Annotated in this window: 13 protein-coding genes; 10 read left to right on the forward strand and 3 right to left on the reverse strand. The window is 64.0% G+C overall.

What is annotated here, in order from left to right; genetic code table 11:
- Positions 1-132 precede the first annotated feature (132 nt).
- The 9 genes from LNV09_RS05155 to murU all read left to right on the forward strand — a co-directional run bounded on the left by LNV09_RS05155 (position 133) and on the right by murU (position 11,644).
- Positions 133-996 (forward strand): peptidylprolyl isomerase, encoded by an 864-nt coding sequence (locus LNV09_RS05155; RefSeq protein WP_263556012.1) that lies wholly within the window; start codon positions 133-135, stop codon positions 994-996.
- Positions 993-1,943 (forward strand): HupE/UreJ family protein, encoded by a 951-nt coding sequence (locus tag LNV09_RS05160; RefSeq protein ID WP_263556013.1) that lies wholly within the window; start codon positions 993-995, stop codon positions 1,941-1,943. The genes LNV09_RS05155 and LNV09_RS05160 overlap by 4 nt, the downstream gene beginning before the upstream one ends.
- A 47-nt stretch (positions 1,944-1,990) precedes the next feature.
- Positions 1,991-2,620 carry a TIGR02466 family protein gene (locus LNV09_RS05165; RefSeq protein ID WP_263556014.1) on the forward strand — a complete coding sequence of 210 codons (630 nt, stop codon included), beginning with the start codon at positions 1,991-1,993 and terminating at the stop codon, positions 2,618-2,620.
- A gap of 4 nt (positions 2,621-2,624) precedes the next feature.
- Complete coding sequence (locus LNV09_RS05170; protein ID WP_263556015.1) at positions 2,625-5,273, forward strand: fused MFS/spermidine synthase; 2,649 nt, start codon at positions 2,625-2,627, stop codon at positions 5,271-5,273.
- 184 nt (positions 5,274-5,457) lie between these two features.
- On the forward strand, positions 5,458-7,014 hold the full coding sequence (locus LNV09_RS05175) for an HD domain-containing phosphohydrolase (RefSeq protein ID WP_263556016.1): 1,557 nt from the start codon (positions 5,458-5,460) through the stop codon (positions 7,012-7,014).
- A gap of 23 nt (positions 7,015-7,037) precedes the next feature.
- Entirely contained in the window at positions 7,038-9,191 is a 2,154-nt protein-coding gene (locus tag LNV09_RS05180) for a PAS domain-containing sensor histidine kinase (RefSeq protein ID WP_263556017.1), read from the forward strand.
- Between the two features lie 107 nt (positions 9,192-9,298).
- Positions 9,299-10,462 carry a porin gene (locus tag LNV09_RS05185; protein WP_263556018.1) on the forward strand — a complete coding sequence of 388 codons (1,164 nt, stop codon included), beginning with the start codon at positions 9,299-9,301 and terminating at the stop codon, positions 10,460-10,462.
- Between the two features lie 16 nt (positions 10,463-10,478).
- Entirely contained in the window at positions 10,479-10,895 is a 417-nt protein-coding gene (locus tag LNV09_RS05190; RefSeq protein ID WP_263556019.1) for a type 2 periplasmic-binding domain-containing protein, read from the forward strand.
- A 44-nt stretch (positions 10,896-10,939) separates the two neighbouring features.
- Positions 10,940-11,644 carry an N-acetylmuramate alpha-1-phosphate uridylyltransferase MurU gene (gene murU / locus LNV09_RS05195; protein ID WP_263556020.1) on the forward strand — a complete coding sequence of 235 codons (705 nt, stop codon included), beginning with the start codon at positions 10,940-10,942 and terminating at the stop codon, positions 11,642-11,644.
- Here the strand turns inward: murU and LNV09_RS05200 are convergent.
- A complete protein-coding gene (locus LNV09_RS05200; RefSeq protein WP_263556021.1) occupies positions 11,573-14,809 on the reverse strand; it encodes a ligand-binding sensor domain-containing diguanylate cyclase in 3,237 nt (1,078 codons plus the stop codon). The two genes, murU and LNV09_RS05200, sit on opposite strands and share 72 nt — an antisense overlap.
- Positions 14,810-14,921: 112 nt before the next feature.
- Entirely contained in the window at positions 14,922-15,902 is a 981-nt protein-coding gene (locus LNV09_RS05205; RefSeq protein ID WP_263556022.1) for a potassium channel beta subunit family protein, read from the reverse strand.
- A gap of 104 nt (positions 15,903-16,006) precedes the next feature.
- Here LNV09_RS05205 and LNV09_RS05210 point away from each other — a divergent pair, with 104 nt between their 5' ends.
- On the forward strand, positions 16,007-17,245 hold the full coding sequence (locus LNV09_RS05210) for an FAD-dependent monooxygenase (RefSeq protein ID WP_263556023.1): 1,239 nt from the start codon (positions 16,007-16,009) through the stop codon (positions 17,243-17,245).
- Here LNV09_RS05210 and LNV09_RS05215 read toward each other — a convergent pair whose 3' ends face one another.
- Entirely contained in the window at positions 17,246-17,794 is a 549-nt protein-coding gene (locus tag LNV09_RS05215) for a hypothetical protein (protein ID WP_263556024.1), read from the reverse strand.
- Between the last annotated feature and the right edge of the window lie 4 nt (positions 17,795-17,798).

Raw genomic sequence — 17,798 nt, forward strand, 5'->3', positions numbered from 1 at the left:
GGAACTCGCGCACGCCGCGTCGATGACCGACCGTCTTCATCCTGACATGCACGCGTCATAAGATTCTCGGCTTTGCTGCTCCCCCAGCCGCTCTCGCGCAACCGCTGCGAGGCCAAGCTCGACCTTGCCCCCATGTCCACATCACAAAACACTACATTGCTCGCCGGTCTTGACACCAGTCCGCGAGGCCAGGCCCGCCCGGCATGGCTGAGAGAACCCTTGCTGCATTTCCTGATCTTGGGCGCGCTCTTGTTTGCAGCCGACCATTACTTGGTCGGGCGCGCCGATGACCCACGCAGCATCGTGGTCGGCGCCGAGGTCGACGCCGAGGCTAAACAGATTTTCAGCGCCGCACGCGGCCGCGAACCCAATGCCGAGGAACTGACCGCGCTGCGCCAGGTCTGGCTCGACAACGAAGTGCTCTACCGCGAAGGCATGGCCATGCAGGTCGACCGTGGCGACTCGGCCATCCGTGAGCGGGTCATCTTCAAGGCGCTCAGCGTGGTCGATGCCAACACCAAATTGCCGCCCGCCACAGACCAGGTCCTGCGCGCCTGGTTCGAGAAAAACCGCGTCAAATACGACGAACCGGCCCGCTTCGACTTCCAGGAAGCCGCGCTGGCCGGCGACAACTCGGAAGCGGCTGTGCGTGCCTTTGTCAGCGAGCTGAACAGCGGCGCGGCGGGTGACGCCAAAGCCGGCCTACGCGTCTTCAAGGGTCGGCCGCAAAGCAATCTGCTGCAAAGCTATGGCGCCGACTTCGCCAAGACCTTTGCAAGCCTGACGCCGGGCGAGTGGCATGCGCTGCAAACCCGCGATGGCTGGCGCGCGATGCGACTTGACGCCATCAGCAAGCCGCAACCCGCGGCGTTCGAGCCGCTGCGCACCGTCGTTCAGCAAGACTGGACCGATGCCACCTTATCCGAGCAGCGCAGCGCCGCCGTGCGCGCCTTGACGCAGAAATACAAAGTGAAATTCGAGGCCAGCAAGCCATGATGTTGCGGTTGTTCAAACTGCTGCTGGCCGGCCTGGCCTTGCTGACAAGCCAGGTCAGCGCGCATGAAATGAGCATGGCCGAGATGCAGCTGCGCGAGATGGCACGCGGCGAATTCTTCTGGCAATGGACGGCCAGTGAAAAGCGCGCGCCGGCCGAAGTACTCAAGCCGGTGTGGCCTGAAAACTGCGAGGCCGAAGGCAATGTGCTGCACTGCGGCGGCGCCGGCCTGAGCGGCCGCATGGCCATGGACGGCGTAGGCCAAGCCTACTCAGCGGTGATGGTCAAGGTCTTCTGGCTCGATGGCCAGACCCGCGTCTACACGCTGACCGCCGGCCAGCCGAGCGTGCAACTCTATGGCTCGGCCGATGACAAGAGAGGTATGGGCGAGATTGCCCGCGCCTACACGCTGCTGGGCGTCGAACACATCCTGGCCGGCATCGATCACCTCCTGTTCGTGATCGCCATGCTGATGCTGGTGGGCTTCAATCGCCGCCTGATCTGGACCATCAGCGCCTTCACGCTCGCCCACAGCCTGACTTTGGCCAGCAGCGCCGTAGGTTGGCTGGTATTGCGCCCGCCGCCGGTGGAAGCGGCGATTGCGCTGTCCATCGTGCTGGTCGCGGCCGAGGCCTTGCACTCGCGCCAGACGATTGCGCGGCGCTGGCCGGCGCTGGTGGCCTTTTTGTTCGGCCTGGTGCATGGCCTGGGCTTCGCGGGCGCGCTGAAAGAAATCGGCCTGCCTGACCAGCATCTGCTCATCGCGCTGCTGACCTTCAACCTGGGCGTTGAGATCGGGCAGTTGATGACGGTCGCTGCGGCCTATATTTTGTGGCGTGTGACGGCGCGCTGGCCTTGGGCCGCCAAAGCTCGCACCGTGCTGCTCTACATGATAGGCGCCATGGCCGCTTATTGGTCTTTGCTGCGCATCACCACGATCTTTGCCTGACCCCTTGCCGTCTGCCCCTTGCTGCCTGACCCCTTTGACCGCCGAACATGTCCAGCTCCGAAATCATCAGTCTGTTCCCCACGCCTTTTTTGCGCGCGCCGGGCGCCTTGCCGCCCGCCTTGGTGAACGCCTTGGTCAAGCATTTCAGCCAGCAGGCGCAGCAAGAGAACAATGCCTCGACTAATCTCTCGCACACCCGCATGCTTAAGCCGAGCGAAAGCCCCTTGCTGGTCGACGCGGCGGCCTTGATAACGCCAAAGCTGAGCGAGTTCGGCGCGCTGATGTTCGGCGAGCAAATGGGCTGGTCGCTGAAGGAAATGTGGGTCAATGTGCTGGACCAGGGTGGCAGGCAGGCGATGCACAACCATGCCAACAGCTTTATCTCGGGGGTGGTTTACCTGACACCTACCGATGACTCATCGCGCACCGTCTTCATGAAGTCGCCGGGCGGCACCGATTTCTCCTTCAAGAACGACCATGCCGGCGTCACCACCGGCCCCTTCAATGCCGAGAAGTGGATCAGCCCCAATCCGGCGGCCGGCGATCTGGTGCTGTTCCCCAGCTATCTGATGCACGCGGTGCCGCCTAACGAAGGCGCCCGACGCATCACGCTGGCCTTCAATGCGATTCCGGCCAGGCTCGATTCCTGGGGCTACCAAGTCAGCTTCAGCGGCTGAAATGATGGCGATCAAACGAGGTGAAGGTGCCGCGCTGGCGCTGATGCTGGCCTCGGGCTTTGCGGGCCTGGGCTACCAAGTGGTCTGGACCCAGCAGGCCGGACTCTGGCTGGGCCATGAATCGGCCGCCGTGCTGGCGGTGGTGGCGGCATTTTTCGGCGGCCTGTCGCTCGGCGCCTTGAGCTTTGGGCCAAGCATCGAACGCTCGAGGAATCCGCTGCGCTGGTATGCGGCCCTGGAACTTGTCATCGCCTGCTGGGGCCTCGCGCTGATCCTGCTGATGGCGCCGGCCAGCGCCGCGCTGCTGGCCCTGACAGGCGCGCGGCCCTCGCCGGCCTGGCAATGGACGGTCGCTTTCGCGGGCTGCTTCTTCTTGCTGCTGCCGGCCACCGTTGCCATGGGCGCCACCTTGCCGGCGCTGGAGCGCGTGCTGGCGCAATGGCGCGGCGCGGGCAGGTCGATTGCGACGCTCTATGCCAGCAACACCGCCGGTGCAGTGTTGGGCGTGCTGGTCAGCGCCTTCTGGTTGATTCCCAGCCTGGGTCTGACGCGCACGGCCGCTATCTGCGTGGCGCTCAATCTGCTGTGCGCGGCGGGCGCCATGCTGGCGCTGCGAGCACCAACGCCCGCCGGCTCCAACCCTGTGCCTACAGGCTCGGGCCAGCGGGCCATGCTGATGCGCCTGGCCCTGACCGGCCTGCTCGGCATCGGCTACGAGGTCCTGGTGGTGCGCGTGCTCAGCCAGGTGACCGAAGACACGGTCTACACCTTTGCCATGCTGCTGGCGGTTTACTTGATCGGCACGGCCGCCGGCGCCGCAGCATGGCAGCGTTGGCTGGCCAAACAGAGTGACGCTGCCAAGTGCAGCGATCACTTGCTCGCGGCCTTGGCGCTCGCCTGCCTCCTGGGTATCGGCAGTCTGTGGACGGCCGAAGGGCTGCGCGCCCTTTTGCTGAGCGCTTTGGGCCCTGGCATGGCGGCCGCGATCGCCGTCGAGGCCGCCTTGGCTGTAGCCGCCTTTGCCTTGCCGACCTTGCTGATGGGGGCGCTGTTCAGCCAACTCTGCGCACGGGCAGCCCAAGCGGGACTGAGCTTCGGCCGCGCGATCGGCTTCAACACCGTGGGCGCGGCCGCAGCGCCGGTCTTGTTTGGCGTGCTGCTGACGCCTGCTTTGGGCAGCAAGTGGACCCTGCTGATGATTCCACTGGGCTATCTGGCCTTGGTCGCACCGCAAACTTGGCTGCGGCCGACCGTGCTGCTGCCCGCCACTGCGACTTTGGCCTTGGCGCTGTTGACGCCGCCCTTGGCCTTTGTCGACGTGCCCGAAGGTGGCCGCATCTTGAGCTACCAGGAAGGCGCGATGGCTGCCGTCAGCGTGGTTGAAGACGCACAGGGCGTGTCACGCCTGCGCATCAACAACCGCCAGCAAGAAGGCAGCAGCTCCAGCCTGTGGTTCGATGCCCGCCAGGCGCTGCTGCCGCTGCTGCTGCACCCGGCGCCCAAGCATGCTTTGTTCCTGGGCCTGGGTACCGGCATGACGGCTGCCTCGGCCGCCGAAGATCCGACGCTGCAGGTCGATGCGGTGGAGTTGCTGCCCGAGGTGATCAGCGCCTCAGCGCATTTCACCCAGAACCTCAACCAGGGCCGGCCGCACGCCAATCTGCAGCTGATTGCCAGTGATGCACGCCGTTATGTCAGGGCCTCAGCAACGGGCTATGACGTGATCATCTCGGACAACTTCCACCCGGCGCGCAGCGGCTCGGGTGCGCTCTACACGGTCGAGCATTTTCAAGCGGTGCGCGCCAGGCTGGCCGAGGGCGGCTTGTTCTGCCAATGGTTGCCGCTGCACCAGCTCGACCTGCCGACCCTGCGCAGCATCGTGCGCTCGTTCTTGATCGCCTACCCGGGCGCCACCGCGATCCTGGCCAACAACAGCCTGGAGACACCGGTGCTCGGCTTGATCGGCCGCCAAGCAGATGGCAGCAGTGGTTTCACCAGTGTGGAGGCGGCGCGCACGCGGTTGGCGGCGGCCTCGTTCGCCCGGTCGCCGGCTCAATTCGGCATTGAGGACGAATTCGCGCTCTTGGGCAGCTTTGTCGCTGGGCCGGCCGCCTTGGTCAAGTTCGCCTCGGATGCCCCGGCCAATACCGATGACCACCCCGTGGTCGCGCACCTGGCGCCGCGCATCACCTATGCGCCCGATTCAGCACCGCGCGATCGGTTAATGGCCTTGCTACCGGCCTTGAACATCAGTCCGGCCGACTTGTTTGGCGCGCAGGCGCTGAGCGCTGAAAACTCAGCCAGCGCGGCCCGTCTGAGCGCCTACTGGCAGGCGCGCCGGCAGTTCATAGAGGCAGGCCGTCACATCCACGCGAGCGGGGATCTGCGCGCCATGCTGGCCCAGGTCGAGGGCCCGCTGCTGGATGTTTTGCAACTCAGCCCGGACTTCCGCCCGGCTTACGATCCACTCTTGCGCATGGCCAAGGCCCTCGCTGGGCTTGACCCTGAGAAGGCCCAAGTTTTACTCAAGCAACTGCAAAGCCGGCAACCGGCGCGCCAGGAGGCCGGAGATATCTTGCTTCAAATGGGCGGGATGGCCGGCGTGGCCGATGCTGCACAGCCCCATGCGGGCAGGCAAGCCGGCAGCCCCTGATCTGCCGGCGGGATAGGTCCGGCGCCTGCGGAGCTGCACTTTTCCCGCCGATGTCGTGCGTTTGCTCACACGGCAACGATGGTGCCGGCGCGCACATGTAAGCAATTGCAGTCAAGCTAGCGGCCAGCATTGCGATCGCCCAGGCGGCATCCGTTGACGCCGCCGCCGGTCAAGGAGCAAGGCCATGAACGAAGAACTTGCACCCGTCCTCGAGCCCGCAGCAGCAACAGCTCCTGCTGCGGCCCTTGCCACCATCTTGTTCGTGGACGATGAGCCCTCCATCCTGAGCGCCTTGCGGCGCTTGTTTCGCCCGCAAGGCTATAAGGTGTTGATGGCCGAGGGCGGCGAAGCCGGCCTGGCACTGCTGGAGCTGGAGCAGGTTGACCTGGTGATCTCCGACATGCGCATGCCCGAGATGGACGGCGTGCAGTTTCTGGAGCAGGTGCGCCAGCGCTGGCCCGGCATTGTGCGCGTGATGTTGACCGGCTATGCCGACATCAGCTCCACCATCGGGGCCATCAACCGCGGCGAGATTCACCGCTATATCGCCAAGCCCTGGGACGATCAGGACATATTGCTGTCTGTCAGCGACGGCCTGACCCGCCGGCGTCTGGAGCGCGAGAACCAGCGCCTGGCCCTGTTGACCCAGGAACAGAACCTGCAGTTGCAAGTGGTCAATGGCCAGCTGAACGAGGCCAATACGCAGCTCCAAGATGTCAACGCTCAGCTGCAAGGCGCCAATCAGCAACTGCACGGCGTCAATGAGGAGTTGGAGCTGCGCGTCAAGGCGCGCACCCAGGAGCTGGAGTCGGTCAACGGCCAACTGGCCGATGCCAACGTGCAGCTCGGTACGGCGAACGCGCAGATGGAAAAAGCCAATCAGCAACTGAACGCGGCGAACCTGCAGCTGGAGGAGAACTTCGCGCTTTCGATCAGCGTATTCGCCGGCCTGCTGGAGCTGCGCGATGGCAGCGTGGCCGGCCACGGCCACCGTGTCGCCACCCTGGCCCGGCGCATGGCCGAGCAGATGGACCTGAGCGCCATCGAGGTGACCGACATCTACAACGCCGGCTTGCTGCATGAGGTCGGCAAGATCGGCCTGCCCGACCATCTGTTGCAAAAGACCGTGTCGCTGATGACGGGCGACGAGTTCGAGCAATACAAGCTGCACCCACAACACGCGCAAGCGGCGCTGATGCCACTGGGCCGGCTGCGCCAGACCGCTGTGATCATTCGCGCCCAACATGAGCGGGTCGACGGCAAAGGCTTCCCCGATGGGCTGCAAGGCCTGGAGCTGCCGCTGGGTGCGCAAATCATTCAGGTGGCGGCGACCTATGAGGCGCTGATCAGCGGGCGCTTGGCGGAAAAGGTCTACTCGACCGAAGATGCTGCGGCAGCGATTCGGGAAGGCCTGGGCACCCGCCAAGAGGCAGCCGTGCAAGAGGCGTTTGACCTCGTGTTGGAGCAGATAGTGGCCGAGGCCGGCGCCGATATTGAAGTGCTGTCGGCCGAGCTCAAGTCAGGCATGGTGCTGAGCCGGCCGGTGCTGAGCCCGCATGGCAATGTCTTGCTGCCGGCGGCCTTTCACTTCACGTCACCGGTGATCAAACAGGTGCTGGATTTTGAGCAGCGCTTGGGCCAGCCCTTCAGCTTCTTCGTCAAGAAGCCGCAAGACCCTAAGTCGGCCGGCACGAGCAAAAAGCCAGCTCCAGCCACTCCGGCCGCTAGCGCAGCAGCCTGAGCAAATATCGCAAGGGAAGCAGCATGCAAGCGCATCACACTCCAGGCCTGGGCAACGCCGCACCAAAGCTGGCCGCATTTGGCGCGGCGCAAACAAGTGCACTCGATGACTTGCAACGCCTGGCACTGGACGCCGTCAGCGCGCCACTGCTGGTGCATGGTGGCGGCTTGATCCTCTACGCCAACCCGGCCATGCTGCGCCTCTTGGGCTATGACCTGGAACAGTTGCAAAGCCTGCCGCATTACGCCTGGGCCAATGATGCCGACGTCGAGAACCTGAGAGCCTACGGCGAGCGATGCTTGCAGCAGGACGAAGCCTTGCCGACGCTGGAATGCGAGGCCATGACCGCCACCGGCGCGGTGCGTTTTCTCGAAGTCACCGCCCGCGGCTTGGCCACGGCCGAGGGCAAGCTGGTGCTGCTCAGCTGCCAGGATTTGAGCGATATGCGCCATGTGCAGATGAGCTTGCTGGAGGTCGGGCAGGTGATGCATCAAATTCTGGAAAACAACCCGGTGCCCACTTTTGTGATCGACAAGAACCACCGCATCACCCATTGGAACGGCGCCTGCACACAGCTCACCGGCGTCGAGTCCTGCGATGTGGTCGGCAGCACCGAGGCCTGGAAGCCCTTCTACGACCAAGCGCGCCCGCTGCTGGTGGACCTGATCGTCGAAGGCTCGGTGGCCGAGGAGCGCCAGCGCCTGTATGGCGACAATTTGCGCGCCTCCAGCCTGGTGCTGCGCGCCTATGAGACCGAAGACTTTTTCCCCCAATTTGGCGAATCCGGGCGCTGGATCTTCTGCACCGCCGCCCCGCTGTATGACATGCAGGGCAAGGTCGTCGGCGCCATTGCCACGCTCTTGGACGTGAGCGAGCGCCATCTGGCCGAAGAACAATTGCGCCAGCACCAAGCCGAGCTGGAAGGCACGGTGGCTGAGCGCACGGCCGAGCTCTCGCGCAGCCACCGGGAGTTGGCCGCTTTCATGGAGAACGCCTCGGTTGGCATCATCTACAGCAGCCGCCACCAGATCGTGCGCAGCAATAAAAAGTTCGCCGAGATTTTCGAACTGGACACGAGCGAGCCCGCCGAGCTGCTGGCCTCACAGTTTTTCAGCAGCCAGCAGGCCTACCAGGAGCTCTTGAATATTGCCACGCCGGTGCTCGGCAAGGGTCAGTCATTGATGCACGAAATGGAGATGCTGACCGCCGCCGGCAATCGCATCTGGGTGCAGCTGATTGCCTACCCGGCCAACCCAGCCGACCTGCATTCGGGCGTCTGGTGGCTGCTGCAAGACCGCAGCGAGGTGACCCGCGCGCAACGCGAGTTGGTCAACAACTACCGCGATATCAAGCAAGCCCATGCGCGCCTGGAAGAAGCGCAGAACCAGTTGTTGCAGTCCGAAAAAATGGCCTCGATTGGGCAATTGGCCGCCGGGGTTGCGCATGAGATCAACAACCCGGTCGGCTTCGTCAGCTCCAATCTCGGTACGCTGCGCCGCTATGTCGAACCCCTACTCAAGCTGGTGACGCTGTACGGCGGCCTCGACCTGTCGGCGCAGCCGGCCGCGCAACTGGCCCAGCTCAAGACCTTGGCAGAGCAGGCCGATCTGGAATTCATCCACGAGGACTTGCCGCAGCTGCTGAAGGAAAGCGACGAAGGCCTGAGCCGGGTCAAGAAGATCGTGCAGGATTTGAAGGACTTCTCGCGCGTCGACCAAGCCGACTGGCAAGAAGCCGACCTCAACCAAGGCCTGGCTTCGACGCTCAATGTGGTGCGCCACGAGATCAAATACCAAGCCGAGGTCACCTGCAACTTCGGCCGCCTGCCCCTGGTGCGCTGCCTGGCCGGCCAGCTCAACCAGGTCTTCATGAACCTGATCATCAACGCGGCGCACGCGATCGCGCAGCGCGGTGAGATCAAGCTCAGCTCCGAGCAGATTGATGACTATGTTTGCGTCAGCGTGCAAGACAATGGCTGCGGCATGAGCGCTGAGGTGCAGCGCCGCATCTTTGACCCTTTCTTCACCACCAAGCCGGTCGGCCAAGGCACGGGCCTGGGCCTGTCGCTGAGCTTTTCCATCGTCAAAAAGCATGGCGGGCGCATCGAGCTGATATCCAGCCCCGGCGCGGGCAGTTGTTTCAAGGTCTGGCTGCCGGTGCGCGGGCCGAATGCCTGAGCCCAGAAAAGCACGCCAAACTGTTCAAGAAGTCACGCTGCCTGCCGATACCGTCCTACGGGCATCGTCGTTGGGATGGTGCCAGCCCATCACCCAAAGGACGGAAGATGAGAAAACTTCACGCTGTCAAACTGCAAAGAATTGGCTCGGCAGTCGCCCTGCTGTTCGCCGCCGGCACGGCATCGGCGCTTGACTACAGCTACTCAGGCTTTGCCAATGTGACCGCCGGGCGCGTTTTCAGTGGCAGTGGGCTGAACATCGGCTACCCCAATCCTCAAACCTGGCCCCAATGCCCGAGCTGCTATGTGGCTGACTTCTCGCATGGGTCGGTCTATGAAACCAGCTGGACCTTGAAGCCCGAGTCGCGTGCGGGCCTGCAGGGCACCGTCAATTTCACCTCTGACTTCTCCTTCACCGGGCAGCTGATGGCCAGGCATGCTGCCGAAGAAGCCAAGCTGGATATCGAATGGGCTTTTCTGAGCTACAACCTCAGCCCCAAATTCACACTGCAGGCCGGCCGCAAGCGCCTGCCTTTGTTCTATTTCTCGGACTTCCAGGACGTCAGCTTCGCCTACAACTGGGTGCGGGTGCCGCCCGATGTGTACGGCTGGGCGGTCGTCAATTACAACGGCGCCAACATCACCTACCGCGATGACATCGCCGGTTGGGCGGTCAAGTCCAATGCCTACGCGGGCCAGGAGCATTCCAAGGAAAACCCGATCGCCAAGCTGGAGCGCCCAGAGCGCCAAGACATCAGCTGGGACAATATGATGGGCATCGACCTGGAGCTCAATCGCGATTGGTTCACCGCGCGCTTTTCCTATAACAAGTCCAAGCAACGCTCGGTCTTATGGCTGCCCGAGGGTCAGGTACAAACCTCGCCCGACCCCGATCTCTACGGCAAGTCTTCGCCGCAGACCTTCAGCTCGGCCGCCTTCAATATCGACCTCGACAACTGGGTCGGCCGCAGCGAGTTTTCGCGCATCACGCGCACCCCGGCGCGCGGCAGCTACCGCGGCTACATGATCGGCGGTGGCTACCGCATCGGCAAGTTCCTGCCCATGATCACCATCAGCGAATTGCGGGCCTATAGCGCCGGCGACGCCTCCAAACATGTCGAAACCGACAGCAATATCGGCGTCACGCTGCGCTATCAATTGAACGACAGCAGCAGCCTCAAGCTTCAGGTGGACCGCAGCCGCTGGGACTTCTTGGACGGCACCGACAGCAAACGCAAGCTGATGACCGTCTCTTACGACATGATCTTCTGAAGCAGGAGCAAAGATCATGTCATTCACTCATCAAGTATTCATCCTGGCCTTGCTGGCCGGCGGGGCGCAACTCGCGGCCGCCGATGTCGCCGTGATCGTCCACCCCAGCAATGCAGCCTCCATCGACGAGGAGCAAATCACCAAGATTTTCCTCGGCCAAACCAAGACCTTCTCCGGTGGCTCCGAGGCCACCCCGGTGGACATCAAGGAAAGCCCGCTGCGCGAAGAGTTCGGCACCAAGGTTTTAAAGAAGAACTCCGCCCAATTGAAAGCGCTATGGGCACGGCAGATCTTCACCGGCGGCGCCAAGCCACCGCGCGAGTTGGGCAGCGACGAAGAGGTCATCAAGTTCGTGGCCAGCACACCGGGCGCGATTGGCTATGTGGACGCCGGCAAGGCCAACGCAACGGTCAAGGTGATCACGAAGCGCTAAGGCCTGCATCAGGCCGCGCGATTTGCTGGTTAGACTGTGTGCCCATGCGAGCCATCATCCTCGCGGCCGGGCGCGGTGAGCGCATGCGGCCGCTCACCGACACCACCCCCAAGCCGCTGCTGTGCGTGCGCGGCGGCAAGCCCTTGATCGAATTCCACATCGAGGCGCTGGCCGCTGCCGGTGTGCGCGACATCATCATCAACACCGCCTGGCTGAGCGAGCAGTTCCCGGCCAGATTGGGCGACGGTGCGCGCTTCGGCGTGCGACTGCATTTCAGCGATGAGTCCCAGGAGCCGGTCGGCGCGCTGGAGACAGCCGGCGGCATTGCGCGTGCCTTGTCGCTGTTGACCGCCGATGGAGACGCCGCCTTCTGGGTCGTCGCCGGCGATGTGTTCCTGCCGGATTTCCGCTTCCCAGCCCAAGCCGCCGAGGGCTTTTTGAACAGCAACTTGGATGCCCAGCTTTGGCTGACCCACAACAGCCCGCACCACCCCAAGGGCGATTTCGGCATCAGTGCCGAGGGCCTGGCCTTGAGCGACACAGCCTCACCGCGCTACACCTGGGCCAGCGTCGGGCTGTTCCGCAGCCGCATGTTTGCCAACATTCAGCCCGGCGCCAAGGCGGCGTTGCGCCCGTATCTGGAGGACGCGATCCGGCGCGGCAAGCTGGGGGCCGAGCTACTGAACGGGGCTTGGGTCGATGTCGGTACCGTCGAGCGCTTGAACAGTTTGAGCAGCCTGCACGGCTGAGCCGACCAGCTCCAACTCGCCACTGGCCAGCCAGCCGGCCATAGGTTGGCGCGTGCGCTCGGTCAAGCCCTGCACCGAGGCGCCGGGAGCGCTGAGCACGCCGAGCCAGCCTTTGCGGCCGGCGCGCTTGACGGCGAGCAGCGCTGCATCGGCCAGATTGACGGTGGCGTTCCAGTCCACCGCCCTTGCCGCCTGAGGCGCCAAGGGGAAACAGGCAAAACCGAGCGAGCAAGTCTTGCTCAAGCTGCTGCCGTCATCCAGCACAAAAGGCTGCTCGGCGATGGCGCGGCAGGCGCGCTCGGCCAAGTCGGCGGCATGCCGGCGCGAAGTCTCGCGCGCAACGATCAAAAACTCTTCGCCGCCCCAGCGCACCAAGTAGTCGCTGTCGCGGAACACCGAGGCCAAGCGGCCGCGCATCTGCCGCAGCACCGCGTCGCCTGCGGCATGGCCGAGTTCGTCGTTGATCTGCTTGAAATGGTCAATATCGACCAAGAAGAAGATCATGTCGCCATCCTCCAAGGCTGCGCCCTGCCTGGGCGTTTCATTGCGACGCAAGGTCAAAGCGACATCGGACTCGATCTGCTGCGCCAGAAAGCGCCGGTTGCGCAGACCCGTCAAAGGGTCGGTCAGGCTGGAAGCTTCCAGTGCCGCCGTGCGCTCGCGCACCTTGTTCTCCAACCAGACTTGCCGCTGGCGCAAGAGCCGCGTGCGCGAACGCACCAGCGCCGCAACGGCAGCGGCCAACAGCGCCAGCAGCACGACACGAAACCACCATTGCTGCCACCAGGCGGGCAAGACCTTCACTGGAATAGCCAACTCCTGCTCGCTGGCGACACCGCTGCGGTTGTGCGCGCGCACCCGCAGCACATAGTCGCCCGGACTCAGATTGCTGTAGCTGGCCACGCGCAAGTCGGCGCCGGTCGCTATCCAGTCCGGATCAAAGCCCTCTAACTTGTAGGCATAGCGGCTGCGGCCCGGGTTGCTGTAGTCCAGCGCCGCAAACTCCAGGCTGAAGCTGCGTTGCTGCGGGCTCAGGCGCAGACCGTCCTGCAATTGCCCTGCTTGCTGGCGCTCGCCATTGATGCGCAGCTCTGACACCACCAGCGGCGGAGCATGCCTTGAGCGATCAAATTGATCCGGCGAGACCACCGCGATGCCTTTGCTGCCACCGAACAAAAAGCGCCCGTCCGCTGCCTTGGCGAAAGAGAAGAACCAAGGGGTGCCGATGTCGAGACCATCAGTTGGGGTGAGCTCATCCAACCTGTCGGAGACCGGGTCATAGACATTCATCTGCGTCCAGATGCGGCCACGGCCGTCTTCCAGCAAGTTCGCGCCGAAGGGCCGGTTGACAATGCCATGGCGCTCGCTGATGCGCTCAAAACTGGCTTGCCTGCCATCCCAGGCCTTCATCCGGTGCAGGCCGGCCACGGCGGTGTCGACCCAAAGCGTTTGCTTGCTATCGAACAACAGCCCCAGCACCACCGGGTTGGCCAGCTCAGCCCCGGCCGGTGACGCGACCCGCTGCAACTCGCTGCCCTCTGCGGCCAAGCGGAACAAGCCGCGCATGCTGCCGACCCACAGGGCGCGATCCGGCGCCTCGGCCATCACATGTATTTCGCCCGTGAGCGCTTGGCCGCCAGGTCGCGCCAAACGCTGCACTTTGGCGGCCCCAGGGCGCAAGACATGCAGGCCATCATCTGCACCAATCCACAGCGAGCCGTCGCTGCCGGCCAGCAATCGCCGGGTCTTGCCGGCGTCCAGATGCAGGCTGCGCAGCTGTCGATCTTGCGCATCGAATTGATAGAGCAGCCCTTCCGCGCCCAGCCATATTTTTCCATCCGGCATTTGGGCCATTGAGGTGATGCGCGCAGCCTCCAGCTGCGCAGCGGGTGAAAGTGCGGCGTACTCTTTGCCTTGCGTCGAGCCCGCCATCAGCCGTGGCCGCAGCCCGCCAACAACACGCAGACCGGCGTCCAAACGCGCCACTTGGCCGTCATGCCCGGCGGCCAGAAGCTCGCCGTTTTTCAGCGACAAAAGGCTGCGCACATCAGGCTTCTTGAGGTCGCCTGTGGGCCCGCCAACGAGGCCGACAGCGGAGCCGGCGCCGCGCACCCAAATGCTGTGATTGTTTGGATTGTGGCGTTGCAGCCCCAGGCCAAAGCCGCCCACCCAAACCCAGCCCGCGCGGTCGACCCACAAATTCACGACCTCATCGCCGGCCAAGCCGGCCGGCTTGCGCGGGTCGTGCCGCATACGCTGCTGCAGGCGTCGCGAGCGCAAGTCATGCACATCAATGCCGCCCGCATGACCAACCCAGATTTGACCGCTCGTCGCTTCGATCAGGCTATTGATCTCCCCGCGCCCGGCGATCGGCCCGCCTGCACCTTGCTCATCATCGCCAAGCAGCTTGCCTTGACCGGTTTGCGGGTCCATCACGGCCAAGCTGCCACGCTGTGTACCCGCCCAGATTTGCCCGTTAGACGCCTGCAGCAGCGCTTGCACGCGTTGCCCGGCCAAGCCTTGCAGTATCGGCTCAAAGCGCTGGCTCGCCCTGTCAAAGCGGCTCAAGCCCGACCAGGTGCCGACCCACAGCGTGCCTTGACGGTCGACCAGCAGCGATTGCACTCTTGCATCATCCAAGCTGCCGGCAGCAGCGCTGTGCCGATAGTGGCTGAAAGTTTGGGTGTGGGGGTCAAAGCGATGCAGGCCGCCACCCAGGGTGCCCAGCCAGATCGAGCCATCCACATCTTCAGCCAAGGCTCGGATGGTCGGCAAGGGTGAGAGTTTTTCCACCGAGTTGGGGTTCGCTGCTGGAGCCTCATGCTCAAAGCGAAAGCTGCTGACCTGCTCGGTCAGCGGGTCATAAACGGCCAAACCATCGGTCTCGGTGCCTATCCACAAACGCCCATCGCGGGCGGGCAGCAGCGCACGCAGCCAACCCAGATTGCGCGCTGCGGCGATCTTGCTGGCGCGCTCCTGCGGGCGAAAGCGGTAGCCGTCGTAACGCACCAGGCCATCGCCCGTGGCGACCCAGATAAAACCCGCCTTGTCTTGCGCCAACGACGCCACCACGCCGCGCGGGATAGCGTCGGCGCCGACCGACTCAAAGCGAGCTTCAGCCAAGGAAGCGGCAGCGCTGCCGCCAAGTGCAGGCAGCGCCGCCATTGTCAGCAGAAGTAAGGCGCTAAGCCGACGAATCCATTTCATCGCGCACTATGGCATGCGCGGATGACGGGCTCGCCCCCGAAAAACCCGCTGCTTGACTGAGGTCAATGGACTACTTTGCCAATGGCTCGGTAATCGCATCGATGCGCGCCAACACCTCAGGCGTCAGTTTCGGCGTCAAGGCCAGCGCGCCGAGATTGTCTTGCAGCTGCGCAAACTTGCTGGCGCCCAGAATGACGGTAGAAACGCGCGGATTGTGATTGGCCCAGGCGATCGCGAGCTGCGCCACATTGCCGCCCAAGTCGGCAGCCACCGCCGCCAACTGCGTCACCGCCGCGTTTTTGGCCTTGTCGGTCAAACCTTCGACCATCCAGCTCATATTGTCGAGCGCACCGCGGCTGCCGGCCGGCACGCCATCCTTGTACTTGCCGGTCAGCAAGCCCGATGCCAAGGGGCTCCAGGTGGTCAGGCCCAAGCCGATGTCTTCATAAAGGCGCGCATATTCCTGCTCGACCTTGCTGCGGTGGAAGAGGTTGTACTGCGGCTGCTCCATCACCGGCTTGTGCAGGTGGTGGCGCTCGGCAATCTCCCAGGCCGCGCGGATATCACTGGCCGACCATTCGCTGGTGCCCCAGTAAAGCGCCTTGCCCTGGGTGATCATGTCGCTCATCGCGCGCACGGTCTCTTCGATCGGCGTGTGCGGGTCGGGGCGGTGGCAATAGACCAGATCGATGAAGTCCAGCTGCATGCGCTTGAGCGAGCCGTCGATTGCCTGCATCAGGTATTTGCGGTTCAGCGTGTCTTTGCGGTTGACCGGATTGCCTTCGCCGCCCAAGCCCCAGTAAAACTTAGTCGAGACGATGTAGTTCAGGCGCGGCCACTTCAGCGCCTTGAAAGCCTCGCCCATCACGATTTCACTCTGACCCAGGGCATAGACCTCGGCGTTATCGAAGAAGTTGACACCGGCATCAAACGCGGCGGCCAGCATCTCGGAGGCGGCCTTGGTATCGACCTGCTTGGCGTAAGTGACCCATGAACCCAGCGAGAGTTCGGAGACTTGCAGGCCGCTGCGGCCCAAACGACGGTATTGCATGGTGGTTTCCGAATTGGATGAAGCCCGCAGCGTACAGCAGGCCGGCCGCTATAGTTCAGGCCAAGCTCAAAAGCCCGCAAGCGCGGGAAAGTCATCGACCCACTATGCGCACAATCCATCCGCCCGACGCCGCCTCGGCTGCCTCCGCCAACCAGCTGCGCCTGGCCGTGGTCGGCGCCGGCCCGGCCGGTTTGACCTTGGCATTGCTGGCCGCACAACTGCTGCCGCAGGCGCAGATCACGCTGTTTGATGCCCGGCCTTTGGACAGAGATGTATCTGGCGACCCGCGCACCCTGGCCCTGGCGCTGGGCAGCGTGCAACTGCTGCAGCGCCTGCAGGCCTGGGACGCGAGCCAGGCGCAGGCGATTTTGACGGTCAGCGTCAGCCAAGCGCCACCGACCCTGAAACACCCGTTGTTCGGGTCGACGCAAGAACCTGCCGTGGCACTGAGTGCGGCCGAACAAGGCGTCAGTGAATTGGGCTCGGTGATCAGCTACGGTCAGTTGGTCGCGCCGCTGCAGGCGCGCTGGCTGGCCCGCGCAGCGCTTGAGCCGGCCCGCCTGAGCAGCCGCTTCGGCACGCCCGTCCAGGGCCTGAAGGCGGTCGCGGACGGGGTGGAAATCGACGCCGAGATCGCCGAGCAGTTTGATCTGGCCGTGGTGGCCGAAGGCGGCGTGTTTGCCGAGCAGGCGCGCAAAGCGATCGCGCATGACTATCAACAAAACGCCTGGGTCGGCACGCTGACCTTGAGTGCCGACAGCCCGGCCGGCGCAGCCTATGAACGCTTCACGCGCAATGGCCCGTTGGCGCTGTTGCCGCTGCCGCCCAAAGGAGGCGAGCGCCGTGCGGCCTTGGTCTGGTGCATGCCACAGGCCGAGGACGAGGTCGCCCAGCTGAGCGACAGCCAGCGCCTGGCCGTCTTGCAAAGCCTGCTGCCCGAGAGCGTCGGCGTCTTGCAAGCCATCAGCCCCTTGAAATGCTTTGCCTTGGGGCTGAACGCCGAGCGCACCCTGGTCGACGGGCGCATCGTTCGCATCGGCAATGCCGCGCAGACCCTGCACCCGGTCGCAGGCCAAGGACTCAATCTGGGCTTGCGTGACGCCTACGCGCTGGTCGATGCCTTGCGCGCCGGTGGCCCTATAGAAGCGGCGCTGCGCCGGGTCGAATGGCAGCGCGCGCCGGATCGCTGGAGCATGATCGCCGCCACCGATTTTCTGGCCCGCACATTTGCCTGGCGCTGGCCGGGCTTGCCAATTGCACGCGGCCTGGCACTGGCAGCGCTGCAGGCCGCCACGCCGCTGAAAAAAGCGCTGGCGCGCCAGATGATGTTCGGCAGGCGCTGATCAGTTGAGCGCCAGCGCAATCAAATCGCGCAGCATCGAATTGACATTGCTGCGCACCGCACCCTCGGTGGCCAGGCGCAAGCGCTCGTTCGGGTCCACCATGGCGGAGGTAAATTCGGCCACATAGGCACTGCGCAGGCGGCGCTGATAAACAACCGTGCCGCTGCGCTTTTCAACCACCGTGTAAGCCAGGGTGACGGCCACGCGGGTGTTCAGGCCGATGATGGGCTGCTCCAGCTCGATCAGCTGCACTTCCATTTGGTAGTTGCCCGTGCCGGGGCGCAGCGCCAACATGCCGGTGGCACGCAGCGACTCCTCGATCGACTCTTGCAGCGCAAGATTGCTGACCTTGCTGCCCCACATGCTGCCGGTCGGCTGGCCGCCGGTGACCGGCGACAAGGAAATCTGCCCCCTCAAACGGTCCGGCACCCAGCCGCGCATTTGCAGGCTCTCTTTTGAGCTCAAGGCCATGCTGGGCGGATCAGTGGCCGTTCCGCAGCCGGCCAGCGCGATCAACCCAGCCAGCCCGAACAGAAATCGCCTCATCATTGCA

This window comes from Paucibacter sp. B2R-40, assembly GCF_025717555.1.
GTDB lineage: Bacteria > Pseudomonadota > Gammaproteobacteria > Burkholderiales > Burkholderiaceae_C > Paucibacter_A.

What these genes read in the sequence shown, in the direction of transcription:
- LNV09_RS05155 (WP_263556012.1), top strand. Translation starts at nt 133, where the DNA reads ATGTCCACATCACAAAACACTACATTGCTCGCCGGTCTTGACACCAGT.
- LNV09_RS05175 (WP_263556016.1), top strand. Translation starts at nt 5,458, where the DNA reads ATGAACGAAGAACTTGCACCCGTCCTCGAGCCCGCAGCAGCAACAGCT.
- LNV09_RS05180 (WP_263556017.1), top strand. Translation starts at nt 7,038, where the DNA reads ATGCAAGCGCATCACACTCCAGGCCTGGGCAACGCCGCACCAAAGCTG.
- LNV09_RS05200 (WP_263556021.1), bottom strand. Translation starts at nt 14,809, where the DNA reads ATGGCGGCGCTGCCTGCACTTGGCGGCAGCGCTGCCGCTTCCTTGGCT.
- LNV09_RS05170 (WP_263556015.1), top strand. Translation starts at nt 2,625, where the DNA reads ATGGCGATCAAACGAGGTGAAGGTGCCGCGCTGGCGCTGATGCTGGCC.
- LNV09_RS05205 (WP_263556022.1), bottom strand. Translation starts at nt 15,902, where the DNA reads ATGCAATACCGTCGTTTGGGCCGCAGCGGCCTGCAAGTCTCCGAACTC.
- LNV09_RS05165 (WP_263556014.1), top strand. Translation starts at nt 1,991, where the DNA reads ATGTCCAGCTCCGAAATCATCAGTCTGTTCCCCACGCCTTTTTTGCGC.
- LNV09_RS05185 (WP_263556018.1), top strand. Translation starts at nt 9,299, where the DNA reads ATGAGAAAACTTCACGCTGTCAAACTGCAAAGAATTGGCTCGGCAGTC.
- LNV09_RS05160 (WP_263556013.1), top strand. Translation starts at nt 993, where the DNA reads ATGATGTTGCGGTTGTTCAAACTGCTGCTGGCCGGCCTGGCCTTGCTG.
- LNV09_RS05190 (WP_263556019.1), top strand. Translation starts at nt 10,479, where the DNA reads ATGTCATTCACTCATCAAGTATTCATCCTGGCCTTGCTGGCCGGCGGG.
- LNV09_RS05215 (WP_263556024.1), bottom strand. Translation starts at nt 17,794, where the DNA reads ATGATGAGGCGATTTCTGTTCGGGCTGGCTGGGTTGATCGCGCTGGCC.
- LNV09_RS05210 (WP_263556023.1), top strand. Translation starts at nt 16,007, where the DNA reads ATGCGCACAATCCATCCGCCCGACGCCGCCTCGGCTGCCTCCGCCAAC.
- murU (WP_263556020.1), top strand. Translation starts at nt 10,940, where the DNA reads ATGCGAGCCATCATCCTCGCGGCCGGGCGCGGTGAGCGCATGCGGCCG.